The 23,170-nt window shown below is 39.2% G+C and carries 16 protein-coding genes; 10 read left to right on the top strand and 6 right to left on the bottom strand.

Features of this window, described 5'->3' with window-relative positions; all coding sequences use genetic code 11:
• Positions 1-32: 32 nt before the first annotated feature.
• From mscL to HX062_RS05655, 3 genes are all read right to left on the bottom strand, one after another.
• Positions 33-479 carry a large conductance mechanosensitive channel protein MscL gene (gene mscL, locus HX062_RS05665; protein WP_182627904.1) on the bottom strand — a complete coding sequence of 149 codons (447 nt, stop codon included), beginning with the start codon at positions 477-479 and terminating at the stop codon, positions 33-35.
• A gap of 64 nt (positions 480-543) precedes the next feature.
• The gene (locus HX062_RS05660) at positions 544-2,988 is read right to left on the bottom strand and encodes a bifunctional UDP-N-acetylmuramoyl-tripeptide:D-alanyl-D-alanine ligase/alanine racemase (protein WP_286466753.1); all 2,445 of its coding nucleotides are present in this window, start codon (positions 2,986-2,988) and stop codon (positions 544-546) included.
• Positions 2,989-3,046: 58 nt separating this feature from the next.
• Positions 3,047-3,409, bottom strand: coding sequence for a DsrE family protein (locus HX062_RS05655; protein WP_182627908.1), 363 nt, complete (start codon positions 3,407-3,409; stop codon positions 3,047-3,049).
• 203 nt (positions 3,410-3,612) lie between these two features.
• Here HX062_RS05655 and HX062_RS05650 point away from each other — a divergent pair, with 203 nt between their 5' ends.
• The 7 genes from HX062_RS05650 to HX062_RS05620 all read left to right on the top strand — a co-directional run bounded on the left by HX062_RS05650 (position 3,613) and on the right by HX062_RS05620 (position 10,879).
• Entirely contained in the window at positions 3,613-4,173 is a 561-nt protein-coding gene (locus tag HX062_RS05650; RefSeq protein WP_182628005.1) for a YeeE/YedE family protein, read from the top strand.
• A 12-nt stretch (positions 4,174-4,185) separates the two neighbouring features.
• The gene (locus HX062_RS05645) at positions 4,186-4,599 is read left to right on the top strand and encodes a DUF6691 family protein (protein ID WP_182627911.1); all 414 of its coding nucleotides are present in this window, start codon (positions 4,186-4,188) and stop codon (positions 4,597-4,599) included.
• Between the two features lie 83 nt (positions 4,600-4,682).
• On the top strand, positions 4,683-5,318 hold the full coding sequence (locus HX062_RS05640; RefSeq protein WP_182627913.1) for a Crp/Fnr family transcriptional regulator: 636 nt from the start codon (positions 4,683-4,685) through the stop codon (positions 5,316-5,318).
• Between the two features lie 3 nt (positions 5,319-5,321).
• Positions 5,322-6,107 (top strand): sulfite exporter TauE/SafE family protein, encoded by a 786-nt coding sequence (locus HX062_RS05635; RefSeq protein ID WP_286466751.1) that lies wholly within the window; start codon positions 5,322-5,324, stop codon positions 6,105-6,107.
• Between the two features lie 76 nt (positions 6,108-6,183).
• On the top strand, positions 6,184-7,611 hold the full coding sequence (locus HX062_RS05630; RefSeq protein WP_182627917.1) for an MBL fold metallo-hydrolase: 1,428 nt from the start codon (positions 6,184-6,186) through the stop codon (positions 7,609-7,611).
• A gap of 5 nt (positions 7,612-7,616) precedes the next feature.
• Positions 7,617-7,934, top strand: a complete 318-nt coding sequence (trxA, locus tag HX062_RS05625) for a thioredoxin (RefSeq protein WP_182627919.1) — start codon at positions 7,617-7,619, stop codon at positions 7,932-7,934.
• Positions 7,935-8,143: 209 nt separating this feature from the next.
• Positions 8,144-10,879 carry a M16 family metallopeptidase gene (locus HX062_RS05620; RefSeq protein ID WP_286466750.1) on the top strand — a complete coding sequence of 912 codons (2,736 nt, stop codon included), beginning with the start codon at positions 8,144-8,146 and terminating at the stop codon, positions 10,877-10,879.
• A 779-nt stretch (positions 10,880-11,658) separates the two neighbouring features.
• Here HX062_RS05620 and lepA read toward each other — a convergent pair.
• On the bottom strand, positions 11,659-13,455 hold the full coding sequence (gene lepA / locus HX062_RS05615; protein ID WP_286466748.1) for a translation elongation factor 4: 1,797 nt from the start codon (positions 13,453-13,455) through the stop codon (positions 11,659-11,661).
• 339 nt (positions 13,456-13,794) lie between these two features.
• On the opposite strand from lepA, the gene HX062_RS05610 reads away from it, so the two are divergent.
• Positions 13,795-14,676, top strand: a complete 882-nt coding sequence (locus tag HX062_RS05610; protein WP_182627926.1) for an SdiA-regulated domain-containing protein — start codon at positions 13,795-13,797, stop codon at positions 14,674-14,676.
• On the opposite strand, the gene HX062_RS05605 is transcribed toward HX062_RS05610, so the two are convergent.
• On the bottom strand, positions 14,659-18,369 hold the full coding sequence (locus HX062_RS05605) for a BamA/TamA family outer membrane protein (RefSeq protein WP_286466747.1): 3,711 nt from the start codon (positions 18,367-18,369) through the stop codon (positions 14,659-14,661). The genes HX062_RS05610 and HX062_RS05605 overlap by 18 nt on opposite strands.
• A gap of 28 nt (positions 18,370-18,397) precedes the next feature.
• Here HX062_RS05605 and HX062_RS05600 point away from each other — a divergent pair, with 28 nt between their 5' ends.
• Complete coding sequence (locus HX062_RS05600; protein WP_286466746.1) at positions 18,398-19,555, top strand: Pycsar system effector family protein; 1,158 nt, start codon at positions 18,398-18,400, stop codon at positions 19,553-19,555.
• Here HX062_RS05600 and HX062_RS05595 read toward each other — a convergent pair.
• Positions 19,536-21,902 (bottom strand): hypothetical protein, encoded by a 2,367-nt coding sequence (locus HX062_RS05595; RefSeq protein WP_182627932.1) that lies wholly within the window; start codon positions 21,900-21,902, stop codon positions 19,536-19,538. The two genes, HX062_RS05600 and HX062_RS05595, sit on opposite strands and share 20 nt — an antisense overlap.
• Positions 21,903-22,041: 139 nt before the next feature.
• On the opposite strand from HX062_RS05595, the gene dusB reads away from it, so the two are divergent.
• Positions 22,042-23,037: a tRNA dihydrouridine synthase DusB gene (gene dusB, locus HX062_RS05590; protein ID WP_182628007.1), complete on the top strand. Its 996-nt coding sequence runs from the start codon at positions 22,042-22,044 to the stop codon at positions 23,035-23,037.
• Positions 23,038-23,170 lie beyond the last annotated feature (133 nt).

Below are 23,170 nucleotides of genomic sequence, written 5' to 3'. Positions count from 1 at the left end.
CTTCTTTCTTTTTATTGCGGAAATTATATTCCTTATTTTCCTTGATTCTTTAATAAGTCTCTGATTTCTGCCAACAAATCTTCTTGTGTTGGTGCTGGTGGTCCTGCAGGCTCTGGTTCTACAGCTGCTGCTTCTTTCTTTCTCAATTGATTAATTCCTTTAACCATAAGAAATACACACAGAGCTAATAACGTAAAGTTGATTACTTCTGTAATAAAACTACCGTAAGCGAAAATAACGTTTCCGTCAATGCCTCTTGCCGCAGCTAATGGAGCTCCGTCTGCCGCCTCTCCTTTTAGTACTAAGTACATATTTGAGAAATCAGGTGTACCAATAATAGCAGAAACTAAAGGCATAATAACATCATTTACTATACTTGTAACGATTTTACCAAATGCTCCTCCAATGATTACCCCTACTGCTAGGTCCATTACATTGCCTTTTACAGCAAATTCTTTAAATTCTTTTAAAAATCCCATAGTTAAAATTTTATTGATTGGTTTTAACAAAAATACTTATTTTATTCGAAAAAAAAACTTTTTTTTACTCTTCAAAGAAAATTCTTTTAACTCTTTGAGACACACTTGTTAGAATCTCATATGGAATGCTGTGTATGGCCTCCGCAATAACGGTTGTTGGAAGATCCTCCCCAAAAATAATAACCTCATCCCCTTCTTTACAATGAATTGCACTCACATCGACCATTAACATATCCATACATATCGAACCCGTAATCGGTGCTTTTTGCTGCTGTATCAAAACATAGCCTCCGTTGCTTCCCCACACGCGATGAATACCATCGGCATATCCAATGGGCACCGTTGCAATTTTAGTCGGTTGAGTGGCTCGAAAACGGCGACCATAGCCCACGCTCTCGCCCGCATCAATTTCTTTGATTTGCATAATCTGCGTTTTCAAGGTACTTACATTGCGCAACGCCTTCATTTCCTCTTTGTCATTGCCAATACCATACAACCCAATCCCCAAGCGAACCATATCCATTTGATATGCTGTAAAATTGTATATGCCCGACGTATTTAAAATGTGTAAGATTGGTTGAATATTTAATTGCTCCTTAATATAGGTACTGTTTTGTTCAAACAACTTCATTTGGTTTAAAGTGAAATCGCGATACATTTCCATATCACTAGAAGAAAGATGAGAAAAAATAGATTGCACAGCTACTACATTGGTTTGTTTAAGAAGCGCAATTAACTCATCGAGTTCTGCTGTCAAAAAACCGTGGCGATGCATACCTGTTTCTACCTTAATATGTATAGGGTATTGATCCGCGTTTTTTTCGCGTACAATTTGAAGGAAAGCGCGAAGCTCACGGATCGAATAAATTTCAGGTTCTAGGTCGTAGGCAATCATAGCAGAAAAGGCACTAATTTCGGGATTCATCACAATGATATTGGTTTTAATTCCCGCTTTGCGCAGCGCAATTCCCTCATCGGCAAACGCCACACCGAGGTAGTTTACTTTTTCATGCGCCAACAATTTTGCAATTTCCACACTGCCATGTCCATAGCCAAACGCCTTGACCATAACCATCGTTTTTGTTTCTGGCTTTAATTTGGCTCGATAATAATTCAAATTATGACGAATAGCGGTTAGGTTAACCTCTAAAATAGTCTCATGAGTTTTTTCTTCCAACAAACTGACAATTTTATCGAAGCGAAAACCACGAGCTCCTTTCACTAAAATAGTTTCGTCTACAAAATCATCAAGTGCTATCTTTTGTAAAAATTCAGCCGTAGACGAAAAAAAACGCATACCTGGCAACTCCATAGCAAATTGTGCTATTTCTTCGCCTATGCAAATTACCTTGCCAATGCCGTAATTTTTCAACAAGATATTTATTTGTTTATAGAGTGCTTTCGGTTCTATACCGCTGTGAAAAACATCGGACAAAATAACCGTTTTATTAGCATGGCTTCGGTGCTTCTCTAAAAAGTCTAACGCAATGCTTAACGATTGAAAATCGGAACTATATGCATCGTCAATTATCGAGCAGTTGTTAATTCCTTTTTTTACTTGCAAGCGCAATTCTACGGCATACAATTTTTTAATGCGTTCCTGAATGACAGAAATATCATAGGCCAACACAAGCATAGCTAAAATACAAGTCATGCTATTTTTTATTGCAGTCGCATCTGTAAACGGCAATTCCACTGAAAAAGTTTCTACCTTATTATAATAGAGTTGGACAACATGGTCCGTTACTACCCCATACAGATTTGCCTCTGTATCGGTTAAACTCCAGCTAATATAGGTAGCGGAAGGAGGAATCGCGTCAAGAATATCTTTCCTTTTCTCGCCTAAAATGACAGATGTATGGGCAAAAAGCGCCATTTTCTCTTTAATTTTTTGGAATTCGCTCACAAAACCTTCTTTGTGTTCATCGGTAATCGAAGTCAAAATACCCAAGGTTGGCTTTACAATTGGCTCGAGATTTTGCATCTCGTTGACCGTTGAAATACCCACTTCAAATACCCCTAAGGTGTGTTGTTCTGCCATGCCAAATACAGAAAGTGGAACGCCGGTTTGTGAATTGTAACTCTTGGGACTTTTAATGATTGTATATTCCATATTGAGCAGGAAATTCAACCATTCTTTTACTACGGTTTTTCCCCTACTCCCGGTGATTCCCACAACGGGAATATCGAATTTTTGGCGATGCCAAGCAGCAGCTTGTTGCAAAGCCTTGAGGGTGTCGCGAACCACAAAGTACGTAACTCCTGCTTGCACTTTTACCTTATCTCGTTGAGAGATAACAAAATATCGAACCCCTAATTGAATCAGTTCTTGAATATAGGCATGTCCATTGTGATTTTGTCCAACGAGAGCAAAAAACAAAGTCGTGTCATCGTTGAGCAACGTTCGACTGTCTACGGATACACGATTAATTTCAAAGCGTTCCTCTGCTTGCTCACCAAGGACTTCGGCCTGTAGCACTGTACAGAAATTTGCGGCAACGATATACATGAATTAGTCTTTAATCATTTGTAGGCACAAAGGTAAGGGGTTCGCCTGTTTTTTAGCGCTATAAATTACATTTTATATACGCCCAACCCTCTTCTTGTTTTTCAATAATAGCGATTAAACCCGAAGGCACGTAGTTCACTTCTTCGAAAATATCTGTTTTGTCTATCTGACGCACGCGAATGGTATTTTCACAAGCAAAAAACTGAACTCCTCTTTGAAAGGCTTGCTTTAAGGCATCACCAACCATCGTCTTTGATTTTCGCACCATTCCAATCGCTGGGCCATGCACAACAACGTGAATATTTACATCATCTCCCCAATGGTTTCTAATATTCGTTACATAGGTCATTAAAGCGTTTTGTTCATTAATATTTTCCGTATTCATTTGAAAAACAACGCTATGTTTTTTTGCTGTATTCATAATTGTACTCGTTTATTTTTGTTTTTTTGTTGATTAAATATAAAGCTACTAAATCCTTTTTCATTATCCGATATTTTCTTTTGTTTTTTATAGCTTTTAGCCCACTATTACTGAAAATCATAACTGAATGTATCAAAAGTTACTGTCCACCTACAAAATAATACAGAAATTTGCTCCATACATTATTTAATACACTTGTTATGATGCATTGGATTTATGAACCTTGGCCTTGGTATATTGGCGGAATTTTTATTGCTACAACCTTAATTCTCCTCTTGCTTATGGGGAAGACATTTGGATTTTCCTCCAATTTGAGAACGATTTGCGCAATGGCTGGCGCTGGAAAAACTTGTGACTTTTTCTGCTTTAATTGGAAAGCACAAACGTGGAATTTACTTTTCTTAGTAGGAACCATTCTCGGTGGTTTTATCGCATATCACTTTTTAAGTGTTGATGCTGCTGCCATTCCATTAGGAGAAACGACAGTTACAAAACTACATGCCTTGGGAATTGAAAGTGCAGGCCAAGCGTATGTACCCACTGAGCTCTTTGGTCAAGGTGCCTTTTCATCCGCAAAAACAATCGGTTTGCTCTTAGTCGCTGGCTTTTTTGTAGGTTTTGGATCGCGCTATGCTGGTGGTTGTACCTCTGGACATGCCATTACTGGCTTAAGCAACTTTCAGTTACCTTCGTTAATCGCCGTAATTGGCTTCTTTATCGGCGGACTCATCATGGTTCACCTCATCTTTCCTTTCTTATTTTAACCTCGACAAAAAATGAAAAAAATAGCTTATTTAGCAGTAGGTCTGTTGTTTGGTATTGGAATGTTTAAATCAGGGGCTGCTTCTTGGTTTAGAATCTATGAAATGTTTCAATTTGACAGCTTTCACATGTATGGCATTATGGGGACAGCATTGACACTTGCTGTGCTAGCAACGCTACTCATCAAAAAGAAAAAAATAAACGATTTCTCAGGAAACCCTATTGTCTTTCAACCCAAAGAAAAGAGCATCGCACGCTATTTGATTGGCGGTATCTTTTTTGGATTAGGTTGGGCCTTAGGCGGTGCTTGTCCTGGACCGATGTTCGCCTTGGTTGGAGCTGGATTTTATCCTATTATCATTGCTATTGTTGGTGCTTTAGCTGGTACTTGGTGCTATGGTCTGGTAAAAAGATGGTTACCCCACTAAAATTTAGGGGTGGATGTTCTCTATTTTTTGATACATAAAATCATTTAGCCTATCTTTAAATCCAAACTATTGGAGGAGTTATTATGGGACACATTATTAGAGAAAAATACAGCAGCCATTTTGAAGAAAAACTGCTGGATGAAATCATCGAAGTATCCACGATAAAAGATTTTACAGAAGGTGAACGCCTAATGGAAATTGGAGAGTACATCAAAAAAATCCCCTTGTTGTTATCAGGGGCCATTAAGATCATTCGCGAAGATCAACGAGAAGGCGAAATTGTGCTTTATTACATCGAAGAAGGTGACACTTGTGCTATGACGCTAACCTGCTGTTTGGGAGAAACCAAGAGTCAGGTGCGCGCTATTGCGGAAACTGACGGGGCTGTTATCTTAGTTCCTGTCAGCAAAATGGACGATTGGTTGGTTCGCTATAAGAGTTGGCGCAACTTTGTTTTAGCCAGCTACAACAACCGCATGAATGAGTTGCTAACTGCTGTAGATAGCTTGGCCTTTATGAATATGGAGGAGCGTTTGTGCAAACTCTTACAAGACAAGGCCAAGATTTACAACAGCACCTTCATCAACAACACCCATCAAGAGCTAGCCGAAGAACTTAACACCTCTCGTGTAGTTATTTCGAGAATTTTAAAAACATTAGAGAATCAAGGAATTATTCGCCTAAATAGGAAATACATTGAATTACTTAAAAATACCTAACCCATGAATGTAGAAATTGTCGGATATGCTTTAGCACTGTTAGTAGGTATTTCACTGGGCTTAATTGGCAGCGGAGGATCAATTTTAACCGTGCCTATTTTGGTGTATATACTAAAAATAGAGCCTTTTTTAGCAACGGCATATTCGCTTTTTATCGTTGGATCAACTGCTTTGGTTGGGGGTGTACAGAATGCTATTAATCGCAAGGTAAACTACAAGTTGGTCTTGCTCTTTGGTCTCCCCTCTCTACTTGCCGTTTATGTGATGCGTGCCTATGTATTGATTTTAGTGCCTGATACGATCGCCTTTGGATCGCTGAATCTATCCAAGAATGTAGTGCTCATGGTGTTTTTTGCCCTCGTGATGTTCGCATCCGCTATGAAAATGATTCGCCCCAAAACCATACAACAAACGCAATCTCAACCTCAACAAACTCAATTGATGCTGCAAGGCGTTCTTGTTGGAGTAGTCGCAGGGACTGTAGGAGCTGGTGGAGGATTTCTGATTATTCCGGCCTTAATTTTATTTGCCAATATCAGTATGAAAGAAGCTGTGGGCACCTCCTTGTTTATCGTAGCTATTCAATCGCTCATTGGCTTTTTAGGTGATGCTGGTAACCCCCTAATTGATTGGCACTTACTTCTTTATTTTAGTGCGATATCGATCATCGGCATATTTATCGGCATTTTCCTCACGCGTTTTATTCCCGATCGAAACCTCAAAACAGGATTTGGCTATTTTGTATTACTCATGGCCCTCTACATTTTTATCAAAGAAGTGTTTTTCTAGTTTGTAACTTAGGTTACAGCACAATTCAAAACATCTTCTTACTTTTACTATATCAATAAAAAAATAAACAAGACTTATGAAGATAGAACAAATTTATACTGGATGTTTAGCACAAGGTGCTTACTATATAGAAAGCAAGGGTGAAGTTGCGATTATCGACCCGTTGAGAGAAGTACAGCAATATGTAGACAAAGCAAACAAAGCTGGTGCGTCTATCAAATACATTTTCGAAACGCATTTCCATGCTGATTTCGTGAGTGGGCACGTTACTTTAGCAGAAAAAACAGGTGCACCAATTGTATATGGTCCCAATGCTAATCCAACGTTTAAAGCGCATATTGCTACAGATGGAGAAGTATTTCACTTAGGAGATATCACCATTACAGCACTACACACGCCTGGTCACACCATGGAAAGTACAACCTATTTATTAAAAGATGAACAGGGCAAAGACCATGCAATTTTCACAGGAGACACCTTGTTTTTAGGGGATGTAGGGCGTCCGGATCTCGCGCAAAAAGCGGCTAACCTAACGCAAGAACAACTCGCAGCGACTTTATACCACAGCTTACGCGATAAAATCATGCCATTAGCTGATGACGTTATTGTTTATCCAGCGCATGGCGCAGGCTCAGCCTGCGGAAAGAACCTAAGTAAGGAAACTGTAGGGACTTTAGGCGACCAAAAACAAACAAACTATGCCTTGCGCGTCGATATGACCGAAGCAGAATTTGTACAAGAAGTAACTGACGGACTATTACCTCCGCCTGCATATTTTCCCCTCAACGTAAAGTTAAACAAAGAAGGATATGCCAATGTGGAGACTATTATTGACAACAATCGCGCATTATCACCTAGTGAATTTGAAACAGTTGCTGAAGAGTCTGGCGCATTGCTCCTCGACGTAAGAGCAGCTGCAGATTTTGCTCAAGGACATATTCCTGGGGCCATTTTCATTGGACTCGACGGACAATTCGCTCCGTGGGTGGGTGCTTTAATCACAGATATCAAACAACCGATATTGATTATTGCGCCGGAAGGACGTGAACAAGAGTGTATCATTCGTTTATCACGCGTGGGTTACGACAATTCATTGGGCTATTTAGCTGGTGGTTTTGACGCTTGGAAAAACGCGGGTAAAGAATACGATACCGTACAACAGATCACAGCTACAGAACTGGAAACAGCAATCAACACAGGAGATATCTCTATTTTTGATGTTCGCAAACCAGGTGAATTTAACGCTGCACATATCGACTACAAAAACCTCAATCACACCCCTTTGGATTTCTTAAACGATCATTTGGCTGAATTTCCAACTACAGGAAGTTTCTATATTCACTGTGCTGGTGGATACCGCTCTTTGATCGCTGCTTCTATACTAAAAGCTCGAGGATACCACAACATGATTGATGTAATCGGCGGATTTGGCGCGATTAAAAATACGGGAATTGCCTTGGCAGACAATAGCTGTACGTCTACTTGTTCGTCTAACGTAAAGTAATAACTATGACAAAATTTGAAGCGTTAATCCAATCCGATCAATTTGTACTAGTCGATTTTTTTGCAACCTGGTGTGGTCCATGTCAGATGCAAGCTCCCGTACTCGAAGAAGTAAAGGCCTTGTTGAAAGATGAGATTACCATCATCAAAATTGACGTGGATAAAAATCAGGCGCTTACCGCTCAATACAGCACCCAATACAACATGAGAGGTGTTCCTACCCTCATGCTGTTTCGAGCAGGTAAACTCTTGTGGAAACAATCCGGATATACGGATAAACAAACGCTATTACATCAGTTTAATCAATTTAAAAACAAGTATTAGAAGCCTTCTTCCCTTGTTTTTCTGAATAAATCAACTCAAGCACTTAGGTCTAGATCTAAGTGCTTTTTTTTGCTTTTGTCTTGCCGTTAAACTTAATTATTTGTTAACGAGTAACATATTCCCTAAACTTGCGTCTTATTCTTCTAGGGTTCATTCTCAAAAAGCACAAGCTGAATGAATTCTAACCAATCTATTTAAAACCATCAAAAATGAAAAGATTATTTTACACTCTTGTCTTTGTAAGTGCTATTGGTTTTTCCAATTTTGTAGCTGCACAACAAGCAAGTAAAGCGAGTTATGTTACTCAAGTTGAAGATATTAAGGAATACAAGCTAAGCAACGGCCTTCAAGTTTTACTCATTCCCGACGCTTCACAAAACAATTTAGTTGTTAACATTGTTTATAAAGTAGGGTCAAAACACGAGGGGTATGGCGAAAAAGGAATGGCTCACTTATTAGAGCACATGCTTTTTAAGAGCACAAAAAACTTGGGAGACATCAAGAAGATGCTTTCGGATAAAGGAGGATCAGCCAACGGTACGACCTATTACGACCGTACGAACTACTATGAGATATTTCCTTCTACAGATGAAAACTTATCTTGGGCAATAGAAATGGAAGCGGATCGCATGATCAATGCAACCCTACTACAAGAAGATTTAGACAAAGAATTTTCCGTGGTGCGCAATGAGTTTGAAATTGGAGAAAACAGCCCAACAGGCGTATTAATGGAGCGCACAGCCAATACGGCCTACCTATGGCACAACTACGGATTAAGCACTATCGGATCGAAAGAAGATATTGAACGCGTTAAAACACCTCAATTGAGAAGGTTTTACGAAAAATACTACCAACCCGATAATGCGGTTCTAGTAATCGCAGGTAAATTTGACGAAGCGAAAGCCATCGGATATATTGAGCAATACTTCTCTGTTATTCCTAAGCCTGCACGCGTATTGGACGAGATCCTAACTGTTGAACCTGCACAAGATGGTGAAAAATACATTGAAGTAAAACGCAATGGCGATAGTAAACACATCCAAATGTTGTACCACACAGCTTCTTATGCAGATAAGGACTACGCGGCATTGGCAGCATTAGAGCTCATTTTAAACAATGACCCATCGGGATATCTACACCAAGCCTTAGTGGAAACACAAAAAGTTTCATCATTATGGGCGTACAGTCCTACAGTAAGAGACGCGAGTTTTATGTTATTCAACTTCGACGTTCCCAATGATAAAGATCAAATGAACACATTAGCCGAAATTAAGGCTGAAATGGCAAAAATTGGCGATATTACCTATACACAGGAAGATATTGATCGCGCAAAGACCAATCTTTTAAAAGGTATCGAAGCCTTGCACAACAACACCATTTACACCGCTATCAACTTAACGGAAATTATCGGTTCTGGCGATTATCGCTTGGGATATTTGTACCGCGACAATATTGAAAACCTAACAGTAGAAGATATCAAACGCGTGGCCAAAAAATACTTTACAGACAACAACAGAACTGTAGGTTTATTCATCCCAACAAAAGATGAAGTACGCGTAAAACCAACCGAATTCTTGAATACGGATATTGACGCTTTAGTCAAAGACTACAAAGGAAAGGAAACAGCGCATGACATTCGAGACTTTGCTCCTACTATTGCCAATTTACAACAAAACTACACCTCAGGTCAATTGAGTAATGGAATGAAATTTGGTAGTATTGACAAGGATTTAAAAGGTGAAAAAGTAAGTATATCGATTCAAATTCCCGTAGGAAATCAAAAGGACCTTCACAACAAGCAATACATCGGATCATTTACAGCATCCATGTTAACTTCGGGAACTAAGACCTTGTCTAAACAGGAAATTAAAGATCAGTTAGACCAATTGAAATCGAGTATAGCTATCAATTTCAGTGGTCAAAACATTATGATTTCTGTTTCTTCCTACCGCAATACCATCAAAGAAACGATGGATATTCTAGAAGATGTACTGAAAAACCCGGTATTCCCAGCAAGTGAATTGACCAAGTTAAAATTAGAATACACCACGTATTTGGAAGGAAACTTAAATGACCCTCAGGCGGTTGCCTTCAAAAAAATAGCACAAGCTACCTCAAATGAAGAGAAGGGAAGTATTTTCTATTCAGGTAGTATACAAGAAGATATTGATGGATTCAAGGCGGTTACCATCGAGGAAATTAAAGAATTCTACACAAAATTCTTTGGCGCAAACAACGGTGTTGCTACGGTATTGGGTATGTCTGATCAAGCACAAACCAAAGAGATGCTAGAGCGCGTATTAGGAAACTGGAACAACCAAGTGAAATTTGAAAGAGCTTATCCTAAATTCTTTACAACCAAACAAAGTAAGGATATTATTCAGACAGCAGACAAAGAAAATGCCGCTGCTGTTGGAAAGTTAAACTTTGAAATGAACAAATCTAACCCCGATTTTGCAGCCTTAACTTTTGCAAATGAAGTGATGGGAGGTGGCTTTATGACCGCTCGTATTCCACAAAGATTACGCGAAAAAGAAGGCATTAGCTACGGAGCTGGTACTTATCTATCCGTTCCTACTGATGTGAACAACAACAATTCATCGTGGATGATTTACGCTTTCTTGAATCCAACCAAACGCACAGAAGTAGAAACAGCCATCAACGATGAGTTCGCTAAATTAGTTGCCAATGGAATTACCGAAGAAGAGCTACAAACAAACAAAAAGAGCTGGAAAAACGCAAGACAAACGAATTTAGGTAATGATGGTTATTTAATGTCTCTATCTAATACTTACTTGATGTACAATACTCCTTTCAGCGAGTTTGACAAGCTAAATGACGATATTGACAAGCTAACAGTAAAACAAGTGAATGCTGCAATTAAGAAATACTTGCAACCTTCAAAGTTCACAACCATTTATGTGGGTGATTTTACGAAGAAATAAATCCATAAAAAAGAAGCTGTCTAATAAGCGTTTCAAGATAGAACCTCATCTAATTTTTAGGTGAGGTTTTTTTGTGAATGTTCCCTTGATTGTCGCTGTTTGTGTTACGATGAAATCAGATGTTTTGCTCAACAGGCAACCCCTTGTTATGGCCCTATTTCGTGCTATTCTATTTTTTCAAATTCAAAAAACCTGCAATACCCCCTTCCATACTCTTCCACTTTTTGGAAAAAAAAGAGTTCATTTCCATTATTTTCCGAAAAAAAATAACCAACTAAATTTCAGTATTTTGAAATGAACGAGATAAGTACTTGTAAAGGGTTTGTAAGGGGAAAGTTAATACTTACAAGGGTTTTAGGCCCTTTTACCAATGTTTTCCCTTACAAACCCCTTACAAACCCCTTACAAACCCCTTACTAACCCCTTACTAACCCCTTATTAACCCTTAACCATCTACTTATACCCTCAGACGTTACCCATTCGTCAATCAACGTTTGTTGCAGCAAGAAATCATTGGAGTGGGTGGTACTGGAAGCGAATAAGAATATTACCGATCGATTTCCACACAAGAAATTCCCCTTATGCAATATTGACGCGTTCTAATGCATCAATTGGTTGTACAACTGGTTTTTGGTCAATGTCTTTACATGCATATAAAGCGAATAGAGCTAAAATAAGGATTACTTTTATCGCAGTTTTTATCGATGGCTCACTTATTTTTCACAAAAAAAAAGACTATCCCAAGAGGAGATAGTCTTTATATCGAACGAATAATCGTTTTAATCATTTAATTTTAATACAGCCATAAAAGCTTCTTGTGGAATTTCAACGTTACCTACTTGGCGCATACGTTTCTTTCCTGCTTTTTGTTTTTCTAGTAATTTACGCTTACGAGAAATATCCCCCCCATAACATTTTGCTGTAACGTCTTTACGCAATGCTTTTACAGTTTCACGAGCAATTACTTTTACTCCAATTGCTGCCTGAATTGGAATGTCGAATTGTTGACGTGGGATCAATTCTTTCAATTTCTCACACATTTTCTTTCCAATGTGATAGGCGTTATCCGCGTGCATTAAAGCAGAAAGAGCATCGACTACGTTGGCATTCAACATGACGTCTACTTTCACTAAGTTTGACGTACGCATACCGATAGGTGAGTAGTCAAAAGAGGCATATCCTTTAGAAACTGTTTTTAAGCGATCGTAAAAATCGAATACAATCTCCGCTAAAGGCATATCAAACATCAACTCAACACGGTCTTCTGTCAAATACGTTTGGTTGGTGATGATTCCGCGCTTTTCGATACACAAGCTCATTACAGGTCCAACGAAATCGGCTTTAGTAATGATTGTTGCTTTGATATAGGGTTCTTCTACGCGTTCTAATTTTGAAGGTTCAGGCAAGTCAGAAGGGTTGTTTACCACGATTGGCGTTTCTGGGTTTTTCTTGGTGTACGCCAAATACGACACGTTGGGAACCGTTGTAATAACCGTCATGTTGAACTCTCTTTCAAGGCGCTCCTGAATAATCTCCATATGTAGCATTCCCAAGAATCCACAACGGAAACCAAATCCTAGAGCAGCTGAACTCTCTGCCGCAAAAACCAAAGAAGCATCATTCAATTGCAATTTCTCCATCGAGTTACGCAATTCTTCGTAATCTTCAGTATCTACAGGATAAATACCCGCGAATACCATCGGTTTTACGTTTTCGAATCCTTCAATCATATTTTGAGTAGGTACCTTCGCATCTGTAATGGTATCTCCAACCTTTACTTCTTTTGCTTCCTTAATACCCGAAATCAAATACCCTACGTCTCCACTAGAGATCACTTGTTTGGGAACTTGATTTAATTTTAAAGTACCAATCTCATCGGCAAAGTACTCTTTGCCTGTCGCCATAAATTTGATCTTCTGACCCTTTGTAATTTTTCCATTGATAACACGGAAAATTACTTCGATTCCACGAAATGGATTGTACACTGAGTCAAAAATAAGCGCTTGTAATGGCTCCTCAACATCACCTTTTGGAGCAGGAACTCTCTCGATGATAGCTGATAATATTTCTTCTACTCCTAAACCTGTTTTACCAGAGGCAGGAATAATTTCTTCGTAATCACAACCCAATAGGTTGACAATGTCGTCACTTACTTCTTCAGGATTAGCACTTGGCAAATCAATCTTATTTAAAACAGGAATAATGGTCAAATCATTCTCTAAAGCTAAATACAAGTTTGAAATAGTTTGCGCTTGAATACTCTGAGCAGCATCTACAATTAATAACGCACCTTCACAAGCCGCAATAGATCTAGAAACTTCGTAAGAGAAATCTACGTGTCCTGGTGTGTCAATTAAGTTTAATATATATTTTTCACCTTTGTATTCATACTCCATTTGGATCGCATGAGATTTAATTGTAATCCCGCGCTCACGCTCCAAATCCATACTATCCAAAAGTTGATTTTGTTGCTCACGTGCACTTACCGTTTGTGTAGCATCTAACAAACGATCTGCTAACGTACTCTTTCCATGGTCAATGTGAGCAATAATACAAAAGTTTCTAATGTTCTTCATCTTGGTTATATCCATTATTATAAGATCAGTAAAGTAAAAAAGTCAGAAGAAATAGGACTTCTTATCCCCGTGATCTAAGTTGTAAGACTTTCGTTTTATTTTAATTACAAACAATACGCCTATATTTTGCAAATATACTTTAAAGTTTGAATTTTTGGAGGAGATATTCACTTTTAATCGCGAGAAAAAAAACGTTTTTATTTATACTTCACTGCCAAAGAGAGGAGGTGCCTCTGCTTTTGCAAATAAAAAGAACCTTCACCCCTCACAATATTCCCGCATGCTCATTCGTTTTCTCCGAAGATTTTCCGTATTTTAGTGTACAAAATTTACGCTGTCATGAAAAAAATTATCCTTGTATTTGCTTTCACATTAAGCTCTTTAGTTGGATGTAGTCAGAAGAGTGATGTTATCCAAGATTACGCAACACTTCCCTCTTATTTAAAAGAGGTCTCTGGCATGTCATACGACGCCCATTCACATACGTTTTGGATGCTACAAGATAGCGGAAACAAAAATGAATTATATCAAATTGACTCCTTAGGTCAGGTGATACATACGCTCAAAATTGACAAGCAAAAAAATCGAGATTGGGAAGAGTTAACGGCTGATACAGATGGGAATCTATACATTGGCGACTTTGGCAACAACAAAAACAGTCGCCGCGATTTACAGATCATCAAGATTGACAAAAACAACTTAACGGCTACAGAAACTGAACCGGCCTACGTTATTACTTTTGATTATCCAGAACAGAAAGAATTTCCTCCTAAAGCGACAGAAATGCTTTATGATGCAGAAGCTTTTTTCTACTATGATGATCATTTTTACCTGTTTACCAAAAATAGAAGTAAAGCCTTTGATGGCACTTCTTTGGTCTATAAAATCCCCAATGTAGCGGGACATCACCAAGCCGAATACGTACAGACTTTTAGAGGGTGTAACGTATACAAACACTGCGCTATAACTGGAGCCGCAATAAGCCCAGATCAAAAGACCTTTGTCTTGCTCTCTCACACGAAACTATGGATTGTAGACAACTTCAATCCCAATGCCATTTTAGATGGGCGAATCCAAGAACACAAGCTCTACCACGATACACAAAAAGAAGCTGTCACCTTTGGGGATGACAGCACTTTATATATTTCCGATGAAGTAAAAAAGAAATCTGGAGGTAAGATTTACAAGGTAAACTTGAATCAATTAAAACCCAAATCCTAAGCCAAAGACAAATCGCCCGCCATCTTCACTGTAAAAATACGAACAGTGTAAGGTGGCTTGTTCTATGGCATTCACCCATAAACCTGCCCCATAGGCATTATGCCATTTGGAAGAGTCTTCTCCTGGTGTCCAAACGCGTCCATAGTCAAACCCCGTATATAAACCGTAAGACATTGGAATGAATCCTGCGGTAAATTGTCCAGCGTTAAAACGCAAGTCTGTTGTTTGAACAAAAGAGGTTTTTCCGGTAAAGCGCTCTGGTCTGAATCCTCTTAAATTGGTATTTCCTCCTATGGTAGCCCCGTGATAGAAATCGTAATTGGAATTCAATCGGGTTTGATATGTAAAATTCGTTGCTAAAACCAGTCGCTCACTACGCTCTAAATAATGTGCAAAACTTACTTTTGCATCTAAAAACGGAAAGTTTTGCTTGCTGTCCTCCAAGTTAGTTCTCCATCCCACTGTGGTGTGGAAGGCAAATCCCTTGGTCGGATTCGCCTGTTTGTCATACTGCTGAAAATCATAGCTTGCTTGCAATGTTGCATATTGCTGAAAATCAAACACCTTTTGATCCACTACAGCTGGACTACTGCTCACAAAACGGTTGGATTTATCTTGAACTTTCATTGCTTTATATTCGGCTTTTACTTCAAAAGCCCCTCCGTTTTCCCCTTGATATTTATAGCCGGGCGCAATAGCGTAACTTTCCATTCGAACGCGCTTGTATTCAGTGCCCATTTCCTTGTCGAAATACGTCGTCTCATTACCAATTCCATAGTAGTTTATTGCAAAATTTGGACTAGTTGCTCTCGCGTTTAGCGTAAAACCCCAGTTGTTAGTTGCATTGGGAAAATGCCCCGTATACTCCCCTTCTACTCCCTTGGTATTAAAGGAATAAAACCCTTTAATCACGTGCTTTGCTCGATAGGGATCTTGCACAAATGTTTTGCGTGTTGACGAATACAAAAATCCCAATTTTACTCCGTCTTCAGGATTATAACCAATATTAGGCAATAACATGTTGACAGTCAAAGGCAGTTTTTTGTAATTAAAATTGTTCAAGTCATAGCGATTTGTAAAATGGTGTTTTGCTGCTACACCAGTCTCAGCGATTTCGTTATTCTTATCTGCGTAATCGTATACAACCACATTTTTTCCCTGCTCCACTTGGAAGGTATCTTTGTTTTTTCCTCCAATTAAACGCAACTTAATTGTTGCCTTTTTACTTCCCTCTACGATAAAGGTATCTTCGTCATTCAATCCGTATACCCAAATTTCTTTAGTTTCCTTAGGGTCATATGTTTTCTCAAACACAAATTCTTGTCCTTCTTTCTTATCTCTGAACTGGGTCAAGTGGATCGAACCATCGTCTTGACGATTGAATTTAAAGGTATCTTTTTTGTCTGTTCCTGACAACACAACGTATTTGCGCAATTCCTTGTAATAAAGAGGAATATAGGCTACTATTTTTTTCTTGCGTTCTTTGAGTATGGCTTTGATTTGTTCCACGTCTTCACCTTGTACTTCTTTGGGTAACTGAGCAAAAATTGCATCAATACTTTCATCGTCTAGCGCCTCTACAACGGATAGAGTCTCTCTGACCCAGTCAGCTTCTGACGTCGACTTGAGCAAGTATTGATCAAGGGGAAATGCCGTGTGATTAATCCAGCGCGGGGCAGCAAAGTCAGCGGTGTAATTTTGCATATGGCGCAGCATAGGCAATTTTTTAATTAGTGACAATAGAGCTCCATCTATCTTGGCAAACGCCTGATCGCGATCTCTTGGTACTGGGCGGTAGATCGTTTGTTCTTCTTCTTTAAACTCAGACCATCTCCATTGATCACCATGTCGATCCCAGTCGCCAATTAACATATCAAAGATTCGCGAACGCAAGTAGAGCTGTTCATCTACGGCGTATTTATCATTTTTTCTCAAATTGGCAATCACATCTGTAGTACTGATAATTTTGGCTGCATTTCCAAAACTAGCGGCTTCTTCATGTCCTTCGCTGGGACGTTCTTCAATCATGTACAGCTCATCGCCGTACTTTGAATTGAATGCGCCCAAGGCTTGTTGTTTGGGAATGTAGTACAGCTCAGGATTCGTGTGATAAATCCCAACCTTATCCGACAATTCGCCAATGATAAAAGGCGTATAGGGATGGGCAGTTGTATAGAAATCATAAATAAAACCTTCCGCCCAAGTATTGTCAAATGACTCCATGACATATTGGTCCGTAAAGACTGCCGTTTGCAAGAAACGGGATACACTTTTTCGCACGCCACGCATGACGTATTGTGTGCCATTTTTATCGGCCAATCGCAGCGACAGTGATTGATTTCCACCACCGGAGATCAAAGGTGTCAATCCTCCCTTTAAGCTATCTAAATTTGCCACAGGGGCCAAAATAGGTTGTCCATAAGTCGAACGATAGTGCTCGCCCCACAGGAAGCGATACAGCCTGCCTTTTTTCGTCCATGGTGTCGGATATACACTTGCTAAGATCGAATCACTTTTAGGTGCTCCAAAATCTGTAGTATGCTCTGGTTCTGGCGTAAAAATTTGTCTTTTCCACAAGGGTTGATGTTTGCCTTCTGCAAACGAATAAAACGTCAAATAGCTGCTTTTATCAGCTGCTATTTCCAGCGTTGCATACCCCAATTGACCAGCAGAAAAACTACCGGCTTCAATCGCTCTAGCAGGAGATAAATCTCCCAATGCGCCACTGATTACTTGTTTTACTCCATTCTTTTCCACATATTGCAAGTTGCGCTCGTGTCCTGATACCAAAACGACGTTGTCGTACATCTGAGCCATCGTTTGCAAGCGTTTATTCAATGTGTTGTATTTTTTTCCTTGTAAATCTTGTACGTGTATACCAGAAACCGCTCTAGTGTAGTTCCATACAGAACCTATAACAGGCATTGGGATTTTCGCATCCAACGGATACAGATGGTCGCGCAGTGAAAAGTACCCCCCGTAATTTCCAGTACTGTACACAGGGTGGTGCAGCGCTAATACAACAATCTTATTTTGATTTTTGTTGATTTCCCCTCTAAGTTCATCGAAGAAATCTTCACGTGTTTTAATATCACAGTCTTCATTCATATTGGGTTGTTTATCCCAATTTTCCAAATACCATTGGCTGTCTACGGTAATTAGTACCGTTTCATCATTAATCTTCAGTCGTTCGAAACCACATACTTTACGCGGCAAAAGCGCTTTTTTATCTTCTAGGGTTGTCGCTAAAAACTTAGAAATATCTTTAATTCCTTCATATCCTTTTTTCCATTCAGCCTCTCCGTTGATAAAAACCGTTTCCCCTTTAAAATGCTTTGACCAAGTCAACGCCGTATTTAATCGGATGTCATCGGGTTGCTTTAGTTGCTTTTTTTGTATATTATCTCCAAGTAAAACTAGCGTTGACTGTTTGTCTGCTTGTTGAAAAACACGACTCAACTCGGCAATATGGGCTTGTTCCTGCTCCGTTTTTGCTGCAAGTAGATTTCCGACAAAATAATAGGTGTGTACAATTTTATCTGCTGTTGGGCGTTGTTGTAGCAGTAGTTGTTCCTTGTCCATGTGCCCTTGTGGGTGTAGCGTAGCACAAGAATACAACAGCAGAACGAGAAGAAAATAAGCTATTGGCTTAATTTTAATATACAGTTCGGGGTTTTGACTAAATAATTTCATATTTTTAAACCTAATAAAGAGGGTTGCTATGACTATTTTACAAAAAGTTGAAGAGTATATCTTTCAACTATACAAAGATACATTATCACAACAATATACCTATCATAATTTTAACCATACTATCCGCGTAGTAAATGGTTTAGACGAGTTATTAGAACAAATCAGTGTCAGTGAAAAAGAGGCGATGAATTTAAGACTTGCGGCTTGGTTTCACGATACTGGCTACACGATATCATGTGAGGAACACGAGAAGCACGGTGCCGCTATTGCGGAACAATTTCTGCAAAACCAAGGCATTGATGTAGCGGACATTCAGTGTATACAAGCGCTTATTTTAGCGACAAAATTAGATCATGTACCAACCAATCTGTTAGAGTGTATTATCAAAGATGCCGATTTTGCACATATGGCGGACAAGGACTTTAGCGAAGTAAGCAATTTGCTATTAAAGGAATTAATCACTACTTGTAACTATGCTTTCACACAAGAGGAATGGAACCAACAGAACCTAAATTTTCTCGTTTATAGGCACCGTTACTACACAGATTACGCCCGACAAAATTGGCAACCCAAAAAACAACAGAATATTTTTGACATTCAATCGCGTATTGAAAAAGACAAGAAAAAGAAAGAAAAAACAGAGAAAAGAGAACATTTTAGATCCATCGATACTTTGTTTCGCACCACGCTGCGCAATCACACTCAACTGAGTGCTATCGCAGATCGCAAAGCAAATATTCTACTGTCGGTGAATGCAATCATCATTTCCATCTGCTTATCTACGCTAATTCCCAAACTGGATAGCCCGTCAAACGCCCATTTGATTGTTCCAACCTTTGTGTTAATCTTCTTCAGTGTAGCCACCATTATATTTGCAATTATGTCGACTAGACCTAAAGTAACCACAGGCACTTTTTCTCAAGAAGAAATTGAAAATCACACGGTAAACTTGCTTTTCTTTGGTTCATTTCACAAAATGCCTTTAGATGAATACTACAAAACCCTGCGAAATTTAATTCGCAAAGAAGAAAACATATACGAAGCCCTGACTACCGATTTGTACTACTTAGGCAAGGTATTACATCGCAAGTATACCCTATTACGCATGACGTATACCATTTTTACTGTTGGTATACTCGCATCGGTTGTTGCCTTTGTTCTCGCGTTTAGAGGTATTGGTTTCTAAGGAAATTCACCATGAGTTGAGGATAATCCAGTCGCTCTAGATTAAAGTCTACATTCACCAGCACCCGCAGTCCAATTAACCCAGAAACGCCTTGCAAATCCTCAACCTCAAAAGCTTGAATAGTTGATTCTAACAGCCCGAGATGCTGTAAGTACTTGACGTATGCCATATATTCATCGCGATCGGCATAAGAGGCAAATACAATGGCGATACTCTTCGGTTGTACGATGCGCTCTTCGGAGTTTTGAATCATTGCTTTGTCCAAGCGTTTTTTGATAATTTCATATCGAGTATTGTAGGAACCGTCAATGTCAAAACGCTTTTCATCCATTCGAAACTGAATACTCAACGAGGCGTCATACACTAAAATCAACGAGGTAGCGTCCATGGGTATTTTATCCTGTATGTTGTTGCGGTAATGCACACACATTAGCTCTGCCATCACCTGTAGTTGCCACAAGCGCAAGTTTTGCAAATACGTAATATCAAAGGGACGATCAGGGCAAATAGAATCGCCAATATACATATTGTGTTCTACTCCATCGGTTTTAAAACGCTCGTAATAATGCGGATAGACCTCTTGGGCCTGTTTTTGTCTCTTGTCTAAAATATCGGAATAACACTTGTTAATGCGTCCAATCTGCTTGTCAAATACTTTGCGGTAACGGTAGTACACATCGAGTTCATAATCGACATACGCAAAGTATTCATTTAACTTTTCTGCGTGAAACAGATAGCTCTCTTTTCGCAACAAAGGGTGTATTTCTTCTCGAATATAGTTTTGAATGCGTTGCTCTAATCCTGAATAAAATTGATTTTTTACCTGCTTATAATACGCTTGAATTTTCAAGCGATGCTTTTCCAACAAGATATTATCGCTAGCATCCATAAAGTCTTCTAGCAAATCTGACAATTGAGTTAACTGCGTCATCAAATCTTGTTGAATGGCGTTATTGCGCAATTGGCTAGACCCTTTGATATCTATTTCACCATATAGAGGAAACACGTCAGGAAATACAATAGGTCTGAGCATATAGTTTTTATCTGCCACGCTATCTAGGTAGTTTTTCTGTGCTTCTTCGAGAAATTTCCAATACACACTTGGATGGATGGTCGTGTATTCGCGTTGTATAATTGCTTCGATGTGATTTAAAGCATCGGTTCTCACGCGCTCCATGGTCTCGGAAATGATCGGCATGAGTTCATTCAATTTTTGTGCACTCACACTGTGTAAATCGCGTGGATTGCTCGACACGATTTCCAAGATTCCCTCAATTCCTGTCGAGGTGATAATCGGGCTAAATAAACAGCTTCGAACACCCTTTTTCTCGAGGTTTTGACACATTTCACGATGATCTTCATTTTGAGTTTCTGCCTGGACGTTGGAAATACTAAAGTACTGCTTCTGAACCATTAATTGGCGATAGGCTTGGGCAGAAATAACGATTTTGCTTTGTTCTTCATTGAGCAAATAGCTATTGACAATCATGGCGTTTTGTAGCTCTGCTTGTGTAGTAGAATCGCCGCGCAACACCGTCAATCCGACTTTGAGATTAGGCAACTTAAAAATAGAACTAAACAATTGATTGATAAAATCACCCAATGGTTTGCGTTGTAGTTCTGTTTTCAAGAAGCTTTCTTTTAGCAGTGACAAGGCATTTTCAAAGGTAACATCGACCAAACTCAACAAGCCGAATCCCTTGAGGTTCCAGCTTTTCTGCGGAAAATAGCGCTGCCATAGTTCGAAATTATCGTAGTTATCTTGTAGTAATTCGATGTCTTCTTGGGTGAGCATTACGGCGTTTTCCCTTGGAGAAAGTTCGACAAAATCCGCGTTGTACAACACGCGATAATATCGCGTAATGCCGCGCTTATCTGGTAAATCAATAAATAGCGGTTGGCTGAGATCAAAGGTCGTGTTGAAGTAAAAATTCATAATTATACAACAACACGCAATATAGTATTCGTTTTGATTAAAGTTGCGTATTTCCCCTGTATAGCGTCCTCCTGCATCGATAATAATTTGCTTAAAACGCCTGGTGTGATTGAACATGATATTTTGAAAAGGCATAGAAACCGCCTTAATCTCATTGTCTGACAAAGCCGAAGGAAAGATAACATCAAAGAGTTCTTTTACCAAGCTTTCATAGGTATCTGCCAGGGGGTTATCAATCACCTCTTCATCGACGATCAGCTGTTGATCAGCTCTAGCTAAAAGATCTTCGTAATACGCTTTCTTATACGGATTTCCATAGTCAAGCGCAATATACTTCCTCAATTCTTCTTTTAGCTTGTCAAAGGAGAATTCGATGTGGAACGGGGTCAATTCAAACGCTTTTAATCTCATGTCATGTACTTCAATAAGGGTTTAAAGATACGGAATCCCTTAGTTTTAATTCCGTTTCCGCCGATTTATCTTCTTTGAAAAGTTCTAAAAAACGAAAAAATAAAATATTGTACTTTTGCAGGAAATATCGAAAACGATTATGATTAAAATTGGCAATATAGAATTACCTGATCATCCGCTTCTTTTGGCGCCCATGGAAGATGTGAGTGATCCTCCTTTTCGCCGTTTGTGTAAAAAGCACGGGGCGGATTTAATGTATTCCGAATTTATCTCTTCTGAAGGATTAATTCGCGATGCGATAAAGAGCAAGATGAAATTAGATATTTTTGATTACGAACGACCAGTTGGTATTCAGATTTTTGGTGGAGACGAAGAAGCGATGGCGATGTCAGCGCGTATAGTTGAAACAGTACGTCCTGACTTGGTGGATATTAATTTTGGGTGTCCAGTAAAAAAGGTCGTTTCCAAAGGAGCTGGAGCAGGTGTATTGAAGGACATTGACTTGATGATCCGCCTAACTAAAGCAGTTGTATCGAGTACCTCCTTGCCTGTTACGGTCAAAACGCGTTTGGGGTGGGATGAGGAGTCGATTAACATAGACGAAGTAGCTGAGCGACTACAAGATGTGGGAGTACAAGCCTTGACCATCCACGCGAGAACCCGCGCACAAATGTACAAAGGACACTCCGATTGGACCCATATTGAACGCATTAAGAACAATCCGCGCATCAAAATACCAATTTTTGGCAATGGCGATATTGATAGCCCACAAAAAGCCCTAGAATACAAAGAAAAATTCGGTTTAGACGGTATGATGATTGGTCGTGCTGCGATTGGATACCCATGGATTTTTGATGAAATAAAGCACTATTTCCAAACGGGTGAACTCCTAGCCCCACCGACGATTCAAGATCGCTTAGAAGCGGCTAAAAACCATCTGATTTGGTCGATGGAATGGAAAGGAGAGCGCTTGGGTATTGTAGAAATGCGTCGCCACTATACCAATTACTTCAAAGGTATCCACAGTTTTAAACCACATCGCCTGAAATTAGTTACTACAGATGACGTAACGGAGTTACTGAACTTATTTGACCAAATTGCTGAAGAATACAAAGATTATGTGATTGGTGAGTAGTGAGTGGTGAGTAGTGAGTAGTGAGTAGTGAGTAGTGAGTGGTGAGTGGTGAATAATGTACATCCCTAAATATGGTTGACCGTTTTTAAACATTAACTTCATTATTAAATATAGTAATAAATGGTTTGGAAAA

The sequence above is a fragment of the Myroides sp. DF42-4-2 genome (genome assembly GCF_030326445.1).
Classification (GTDB): Bacteria; Bacteroidota; Bacteroidia; order Flavobacteriales; family Flavobacteriaceae; genus Flavobacterium.
This window is presented reverse-complemented; position numbering and strand designations above follow the sequence as displayed.